Annotated in this window: 1 protein-coding gene; it reads right to left on the bottom strand. The window is 28.2% G+C overall.

Annotated elements, in window-relative coordinates; all coding sequences use genetic code 11:
- Window positions 1-29: 29 nt before the first annotated feature.
- Window positions 30-1,147 (bottom strand): IS3 family transposase gene (locus tag DW911_RS10865; RefSeq protein ID WP_118607815.1). Its coding sequence is split into 2 segments (ribosomal slippage): window positions 30-901 and window positions 901-1,147, totalling 1,119 coding nucleotides; the frame shifts between segments, so codons are not numbered across the junction.
- Between the last annotated feature and the right edge of the window lie 76 nt (window positions 1,148-1,223).

The raw sequence follows: 1,223 nt of genomic DNA, 5'->3' as shown, positions 1-1,223 counted from the left end.
TGGATTGTCAACACTTTTTTGGACACTTTTTATGAGAACGCACGATATTCAATAGGTGTCTTATATCCTAGTGAACCATGAATTCTAATATTGTTATACCAATTTACATAATCAAACAATTCTATTTCTAATTCTTCAAAATCATCAAATATTCTATTAAATGCAAATTCTGTTTTTATTATCTTATAGGTTGCTTCTGCTACTGCATTATCATATGGACATCCTTTTGCACTAAGTGACCTATCTATTTTAAAAGTATCTAGTACTTCATCTATAATATTATTTTTAAATTCATTTCCTCTGTCTGTATGAAATATTTCAATTTTATTTAAATCATATTTTATTGTAGTTATTGCTTTTCTAACCAAACCAGCATCCTTATGTTTCCCTGCTGCATAGCCTACAATTTCCCTGTTATATAGATCTAACATTAAACATATGTAATTCCATTTTCCTGCAACATTGACATAAGTTAAATCACTTACAATTACTTTCATTCTTTCTTCTTGATTGAAATTTCGTTTTAACTTGTTATCTATTTTATCGTTATTGCATGTCTGTTTATGCACTTTATATTGTTTGACTGTGTACGTTGATACAAGGCCATTTTCCTTCATGATACGTCTAATTCGTCGCTTACTGGCTATAATACCCTTTTTCTTCAATTCAACTTTGATTTTTCTAGATCCATAGTTATTACGACTATTTTTAAATATTTCTTTAATATGTTGAGTTAGTTTTTCTTCTTCTGCGTTATATTTTTTTGCAGGTTTATTTTTAGCGTAATATAAAGATGATCTTGAAATATTGAGTAATTTACACATCGCGCTGATTGGATATTTATACGAATTGGATAAAATAACATTTATTTTCGTCCCATAATCAACGCCGCTTGCTTTAAAATATCATTTTCCATTTTTAATCGTTGATTTTCTTTACGAAGTTTGATTAATTCATTTTCTTCAGGGGTTCTGTTATCTTCTGCTTTAAACGAACCTGAATTATTGTATTTATTAATCCATGATGATAAAGCTGATGGTGTTAATTCATACTCTCTTACAAGTTCAGCTCTTGGTTTTCCACTATTATACAATTCAACAATTTTCTTTTTAAATTCATCACTGTAATTTCTTCTTTCTCTTGCCATTTTGGTTACCTCATTTCATTTTTATTTATTATAAACAGTTCTCTTTAGAATTGTCCAATAAAGTGTAACCTATCCA

The sequence above is a fragment of the Erysipelatoclostridium sp. AM42-17 genome, assembly GCF_003480255.1.
Taxonomy (GTDB): Bacteria; Bacillota_I; Bacilli_A; order Erysipelotrichales; family Coprobacillaceae; genus Faecalibacillus.
Note: the sequence above shows the minus strand (reverse complement) of the source record. Positions and strands in the feature narration are given on the sequence as shown.